Source organism: Vibrio sp. V42_P2S4T144 (genome assembly GCF_009904715.1).
In the GTDB taxonomy this organism is placed as follows: Bacteria; Pseudomonadota; Gammaproteobacteria; order Enterobacterales; family Vibrionaceae; genus Vibrio; species Vibrio alginolyticus.
Window position 1 is genome coordinate 1 of the sequence record NZ_WXWS01000678.1, and the last position, 7,352, is coordinate 7,352.

A 7,352-nucleotide genomic window follows, 5' to 3' on the forward strand; every position below is an offset into this window, starting at 1 on the left:
CTTTAGAGTAAATATCGTGCAAATTGAGTTAAACTACTGAGAATTAACCAATCTATGGACCGCGGGAATAGAAAATGAAAAAATTGCTTCCACTATTTATCAGTGCAGCGCTAGGTAGCATGAGTACGTCTGCGTTCGCAGACTCTTTGGCTGAAATCTACGACTTGGCAAAACAAAATGATCCACAATTGCTCAGTGTAGCAGCACAACGTGACCAAGCTTTCGAAGCAATCACCTCAAGCCGTAGTGCTCTATTACCACAAATTAACCTTACTGCGGGTTACAATTTAACTCGTGGTGATACTGAATACGATTCAAATCTAATTAGCGACGTATCAAACGATGGCAACGCACTAACCGCTGGCGTTAGCTTTTCACAAGCACTTTACAACCGCGCATCTTGGATCTCTCTAGATACTGCTGAGAAAAGTGCTCGCCAAGCAGACGCAACTTACGCAGCGACGCAACAGGCACTGATTCTTCGCGTGTCACAAGCGTATTTTGAAGTTCTACGCGCACAAGATAATCTTGTTTTCGTACGTGCAGAAAAAGCCGCGGTTGGCCGTCAACTTGAGCAAACTAAACAGCGTTTTGAAGTAGGTTTGTCTGCAATCACTGACGTGCATGACGCACAAGCTCAGTACGACCAAGTGCTAGCGGACGAAGTGTTGGCAGAAAACGCGCTCACTAATAGCTACGAGTCACTGCGTGAAATTACAGGCCAAGAGCACAAAGATCTCAACATTTTGGACACTGGCCGCTTCACTGCTAGCCCATCGACCGTACCTGCTGAATCGCTCATTGATGAAGCAAAAACCAAAAACCTGACCTTGCTATCTTCACGTATTCTTCAAGACATTGCGCGTGACAATATTTCACTAGCAAGCTCTGGCCACCTACCAACGCTCTCTCTAGACGGTGGTTACAACTACGGTGATACTTCTCATAGCTCTCGTGACAACACGACAGACAACTTCAATATTGGTGTGAACCTTGCAGTACCGCTATACACAGGTGGTAACGTAACCTCTCAAACCAAACAAGCTGAATACGCATACGTGGCAGCAAGCGAAGATCTTGAAGCACAGTACCGTAGCGTAGTCAAAGATGTTCGCGCACAAAACAACAACATTAACGCCTCTATCGGCGCATTACGTGCGTATGAGCAAGCGGTTATTTCTGCACGCTCTGCACTAGAAGCAACAGAAGCTGGCTTTGATGTAGGTACTCGTACTATCGTTGATGTACTGGACGCGACTCGTCGTCTATACGATGCGAACAAAAACCTATCGAACGCTCGTTACGACTACATTTTAAGTGTTCTTCAGCTACGCCAAGCAGTTGGTACGCTAAGCGAACAAGACATCTTGGACGTTGATGCAGGTTTGAAAGCGGCAAAATAACCGCTAACTGAATACTTCAGGTCTTAATAAATAAAAACGCCAGTTGAGTTATCAGCTGGCGTTTTTTATTACTTGTAGTTCAGAGCCTAAAAGTGTCTCTGAGCATCAAGTATCAAAAAGGCCGCACTTAGCGACCTTTATGAGCAAATAGCATTTCAATGCTAACAAACAGCAGGCTTAGCCCTTACCGCCTTTGATTGCATTAATGATCTCACTGGTCGAGCAGCCATCTTCAAAGTTCAATACACGAACTTCACCACCCGCCGCAATGACTTCTTTACCACCAGCAATCTCTTCTGGTTTGTAGTCACCGCCTTTTACTAGCAAGCTTGGTAGAACTTCTGAGATCAAACGCTGCGGCGTATCTTCACTAAATGGTACAACCCAATCCACAGCGCCCAAACCTGCCAACACCGCCATGCGGCGATCGGTTGGGTTTACCGGACGACCAGGGCCTTTAAGGCGTTTTACTGACTCATCGGTATTTACCGCAACGATTAGGCGATCGCCCAGTTCAGCAGCATGGTTTAAGTAAGACACATGCCCAGCGTGCAGAATATCAAAGCAGCCATTTGTCATAACGACTTTCTCGCCACGAGCTCGTGCTTTTTTCACCGCTTCGATCAGTGCTTTTTCTGAAATCACACCGTAATCCGTGTCTTGGCTGCCATGTACCGCTTCTGCTAATTCAATCTCAGAAAGCGTTGACGTGCCTAGTTTACCAACCACAACACCTGCCGCTGCGTTTGCTAATGCACACGCTTCTTCAAATGATTTGCCTGCGGCAACAGACGCTGCCAATACAGAGATAACCGTGTCGCCCGCACCTGTCACGTCGTACACTTCTTTCGCTTGAGTTGGAAGGTGGAACGGTTCCTGGCCACGACGAATCAAGGTCATTCCGTTTTCGCTGCGTGTCACTAAAAGCGCTTCAAATTCAAACTCTTCAACCAAAGCCAGTGCTTTCTCTACTAGCTCTTGGTCAGATTTCACTTTACCTACAACGTCTTCGAACTCTTTCATGTTTGGCGTAAGAAGTGTTGCGCCACGGTAGCGTTCAAAATCAGCACCTTTCGGGTCAATGAAAACCGGAATATTTGCTGCGCGCGCTTTTTGAATGTATGCCTGAACATGCTCTAACGAACCTTTTGCGTAGTCAGACATAATCACGGCTTTAACGTTTGGCAGTGCGGCATCCATACGCGATAGCACAGGCGCAGAATCTGTGTTTTCAAACTTGTCTTCGAAGTCGAGACGAATAAGCTGTTGTCCACGGCTCATTACGCGAAGCTTCGTAATCGTTGGGTAATCAGGCAGTGCAACGAAATCGCACTTCACATTGAGTGAGCTCAGCGTCTCCGTCAGCACTTTTGCAGGCTCATCTTCCCCAGTTAGACCAACAATGTGAGCATGGCCACCTAGTGATGCGATGTTCATCGCAACGTTCGCAGCACCACCAGGACGCTCTTCATTGTTTTCTACTTTTACAACAGGAACCGGCGCTTCAGGAGAAATGCGCCCGGTTGGGCCATACCAGTAACGATCTAGCATGACATCACCGATGATGAGCACACCAGCGCTGTTGTAATCAGGTAGAATTGGTTTCATTGTTGGTCTCCAAAAATTAAATCGAAGTGAGTTTATCACAGCCCTTATCGAGGCTAAATATATGGTCTTAACTGAACCACTGATTCCAAGCCTGTTTTACCCACTCCCTTTCGGCAACAAACTTATCTTCCACCACATCAGCGTCTAAATTGAGTAGATTTCGGCGGTGTATTTCGTTGCGCATTGTCGTGTAAGCACGTATCAACTGCATTGCTTGGTCTTCGTCCATAACATCTTGCGCAATGAGCGTTTCAAAGATGCGCACATTATCACACCAACGCGTCAATTTCGGCTTATCGTGACTATAGTTGAGCACTAGGTACTGAGCGAGAAATTCGATATCGGTAATCCCACCTACATCTTGCTTGAGCATAAAGCGGCCTGGCTTTTTCCCCCCAAGATGACCGCGCATTTTTTCTCTCATTTCGACAACGTCTTTTTTCAGTTCAGCTTGATCGCGTGCTTTGCACAGCACATCATGCCGCGTATTGTGAAATGCAATTGCCAGTGGTTCATCACCATAAATCATGCGCGCGCGGACAAGTGCTTGATGCTCCCATGTCCACGCGTCTTGATGTTGATAGTCGTCGAACGCGTCCGTTGGGCTAACCAACAAACCCGATGCACCGGACGGACGCAATCGGGTATCGACCTCGTATAAAATACCGGAAGCGGTGCGAGTGGAGAAAATATGAATGATACGCTGTGCTAAACGAAGGTAGAACTGACGACCATCAATCTCTTTTTTGCCGTCAGTGTAGACATTGACTGGGCAGTCATGCATGAAGACAATATCCAAGTCGGAGTTATAGCCGAGCTCCCACCCTCCGACTTTACCATAGCCAATTACAGCAAAGCCTTTGCCTTCACGATCTTTCACATGCGTTGGCTCGCCGTACTTTTCAGACACTTGCAACCAAGCCTGACTGATCACCGCATCAACGATAGCTTCCGCTAAATAAGTTAAATGGTCACTCACTTTCATCACTGGCAATGCGCCAGCAATATCTGCCGCTGCAATACGCAAAATACAAATTTGCTTAAACTGACGCAACGCTTCCATTTGCTGTTCCATATCATCTTCAGGAATACGCGCCAAATAATCACGTAGCTCTGTACGGTAACTGTCTAATGGAATGGGATTGTACAGCTGCGCAGGGTCGATTAACTCATCAAGCAAGATAGGATAACGAGACAGCTGCTCTGAAATCATTGGGCTTGCGGTACACAAACGTACGAGCTGCACCAGAGCCGCTGGATGCTCATCCAATAATTCCAAGTAAGTTGTGCGAGTGCAGATGTTATGTAGCAAGTGAAGTACACGAGATAAACCAAACTGTGCATCAGGATGGGCAAAGACCGCATCAAACACTTTCGGCATCAAACGATTGAGCACTTCGCGTCCACGTGGGCCTAACGTTTTTTTGGCCAGATCGGTTTTAAAGTTGATGATGGTTTTCGCGCATGCAGCAAAGTCTTCAATCTGAATATCCTGCTGCAAGATATGCTCAAGAACGTCTTGTTTGTCGGCCATATCCCATAGCTCATGAAAATGACGAGCAACAGTAGTCCCCTCGTCTTCTTCATCATCACCAATTAGTGATTCAAAAACTTGGTGAACATTTGCCATATGCTGCTGGGTTTGCTCAATTAATTGCTCCCAACAGCTCATTTTCATCGCAGTGGCGAGCTTTAAGCGTTCGGTTTCGCAATCAGGCAGCGTCTGGGTTTGCTTATCCGCCATTGCTTGCAACAAGTTTTCTAATTGACGCAAGTACTTGTATGCAGCTTCTAGATCGCTGACTTCTTTTGGAGTAAGCAATGCCAGTTCTTCAATGCCTTGCAGCGTTTCCAACAGCCCTCGATTACGCAAAGAAGGCTCTCGACCACCTCGAATCAATTGAAAAACTTGAGCGATAAATTCAATTTCTCGGATGCCACCCGCACCTAGCTTAATGTTGTTATTCAACCCTCGGCGGCGAACCTCGCTACTGATCATCGACTTCATTCGACGCAAAGATTGAATCGCACTGAAATCAATATAACGACGAAAAACAAAAGGGCGCAGCATTTGGCGTAGCTCTTGATACTGCGGGTACATCTCACATCCCATCACCCGAGCTTTGATCATCGCGTAACGTTCCCAATCTCGTCCCTGTTCTTGGTAATAATCTTCAAGTGCGGCATAGCTCATAACCAAGGGGCCACTTTCTCCAAATGGGCGAAGCCGCATGTCGACGCGGTAGCAAAAACCATCGAAGGTTTGTTGGTCGAGCGCTTTGATGATGCGTTGACCAAGACGAGTAAAGAACTGGGCATTGGCAATGCTTCGGCGTGCGCCTTGGGTTTCACCATTCTCTGGGTACGTGAAAATTAGATCAATATCGGAAGAAAAGTTTAGCTCGCCACCACCCAGTTTCCCCATGCCGATAATTAACATCGGCTGCACTTCACCGTCCTCACTTGTTGGCGTGCCCCACTCCTGACAACACACTTGATATTGCCATTGATAGGTTTCAAAAATCATCGCTTCTGCCAACTCAGATAAGTGGCTTAAAGACGTCTCTAGAGACCATGCATGCGTGAAATCCTTCCACGCAATGTACACCATTTCTCGGTTGCGAAACTGACGCAATACGCGATGACCAGACATCTCATCAGGACATTGTTCCAACAGTTCAGCAAGGCTTGAGCGGTAAGACTCCTGACGACTTGGCTGCGCTAACATACTTGGCAACTCACGGGCTAGGACTTCATCGCGATGAATGGCTTCGGTTATAAATTGGCTTAAGCCCGCCACATAACGAAATTGCTGCGCAACTTCATCGGGCCAAAGGGGAAAATAACCTGCGTCTTGGGCGTTTTGTACGGCAGATTCAGCGATAGAAATCAGTGGCGAAGGCAGCTGCATTTTTCTTCCTTGTTTGAAAAGCACGGTAACTCATTCTTTATACCAGACTGAAAGCAAATAAAAACGCCCACAAAAGGTTTGTGGGCGTTTTATCAAAAGTTCGGGATCGAATATTAAACTTGGAAAGATTTGATCTTCTTGTCTAGCTCACCTGCATTATTTTGCATCATTTCAGAGGTTTCTAGCAGCTCGGTAACGACAACAACTGAGGCTTCCACCAACTCACGTACATTGGTGAGGTTTTGGCTCATCTCTTCTGCAACACTGCTTTGCTGACCAGACGCCGTCGCGATCTGGAAGTTCATGTCATTGATTTGCGTCACTTGCCCAACAATACCATCGAGCTCAGATCCAGCATTAGAAACCAGCTCGTTTCCATCTGCCGCTTCTACAACGCTTTTTTCCATGAGTTCTACCGCAGATTCAGCACTGGTTTGCAGCTGTGCGATCATCTCTTGAATTTCTACCGTCGCTTGTTGTGTACGTTGGGCAAGGTTACGAACTTCATCTGCAACCACAGCAAAACCCCGCCCAGCCTCGCCAGCTCGCGCCGCTTCAATCGCCGCATTCAGTGCAAGCAGGTTGGTTTGTTCAGAAATGCCTTGAATCGTCCCTACAACGCTACCAATGGCTTCAACACGTTCTTCAACTTGGTTAACCGCTTGTGCCGATGAAGCGATATCCGACGAAAGTTCACTCATTTTCGCCATTGTACTTTGCAAGAACTGCTGACCAGAAATTGCTTGTGCGGAAGCTTGCTCTGTCAGAGAAGAGGCCGTCTGGGCATGTTCCGCAACCGTTTGGACCGTCGACGACATTTCACTCATCGCCGTAGCAAGTTGATCAATTTCGTTAAACTCTTCTTGCGCCGATTCCTTCGTTTCCGACATGCTCAGTGTCATGACTTCGGTGAGCGTTGATAATTCATCAGACGCATTAATTTGCATTTGAATCACATCGTGCAATTGTCGACGTGTCTTTTCTAATTCACGTGCCACGTCTCCGTATTCATCTTTACAATCCATACCAAATGGAACAGAGAGGTTCTTGCTCGCCATCAGTTTGATCGCGTCGCTCAGATACTGTGTTTGACGCAACATCACTCTAGCCGCCGCTAATAAGAGCACGACAAAAACCACAATCAATAAGGCGGTTTGCCAAGCAACTTGCGTTAAATATGCTTCATAATGCTGTTGGGCAACTTGCGCGTTTTGTGTCGCCGCTAAAAGTGAGTCGTAAAAAGTGTTTGCGTCCCACAGTTGTTTTGCCACGATCAGGACAGTACTGAAGACCATCAACATGACCATTTTAGGCACCAGTCGAATGTCGGATATGACCCTTTCCCATGGCTTAAATGCCAGCTTTTCCATTGTCAGTTCTCCACCGAGTCTTATATAGTCTTTATCTATAATCTTTATATTACTTATAGT

At 46.7% G+C, this 7,352-nt stretch carries 4 protein-coding genes; 1 reads left to right on the forward strand and 3 read right to left on the reverse strand.

Annotated elements, in window-relative coordinates; all coding sequences use genetic code 11:
- Positions 1-74: 74 nt before the first annotated feature.
- Positions 75-1,403, forward strand: coding sequence for an outer membrane channel protein TolC (gene tolC / locus CAG68_RS21815; RefSeq protein WP_005379884.1), 1,329 nt, complete (start codon positions 75-77; stop codon positions 1,401-1,403).
- 177 nt (positions 1,404-1,580) lie between these two features.
- Here the strand turns inward: tolC and hldE are convergent, their stop codons facing one another.
- From hldE to CAG68_RS21830, 3 genes are all read right to left on the reverse strand, one after another.
- Positions 1,581-3,011 carry a bifunctional D-glycero-beta-D-manno-heptose-7-phosphate kinase/D-glycero-beta-D-manno-heptose 1-phosphate adenylyltransferase HldE gene (gene hldE / locus CAG68_RS21820; RefSeq protein WP_017633601.1) on the reverse strand — a complete coding sequence of 477 codons (1,431 nt, stop codon included), beginning with the start codon at positions 3,009-3,011 and terminating at the stop codon, positions 1,581-1,583.
- 67 nt (positions 3,012-3,078) lie between these two features.
- The gene (gene glnE / locus CAG68_RS21825; protein WP_161441655.1) at positions 3,079-5,922 is read right to left on the reverse strand and encodes a bifunctional [glutamate--ammonia ligase]-adenylyl-L-tyrosine phosphorylase/[glutamate--ammonia-ligase] adenylyltransferase; all 2,844 of its coding nucleotides are present in this window, start codon (positions 5,920-5,922) and stop codon (positions 3,079-3,081) included.
- A gap of 113 nt (positions 5,923-6,035) precedes the next feature.
- Complete coding sequence (locus CAG68_RS21830) at positions 6,036-7,292, reverse strand: methyl-accepting chemotaxis protein (RefSeq protein WP_005379890.1); 1,257 nt, start codon at positions 7,290-7,292, stop codon at positions 6,036-6,038.
- Between the last annotated feature and the right edge of the window lie 60 nt (positions 7,293-7,352).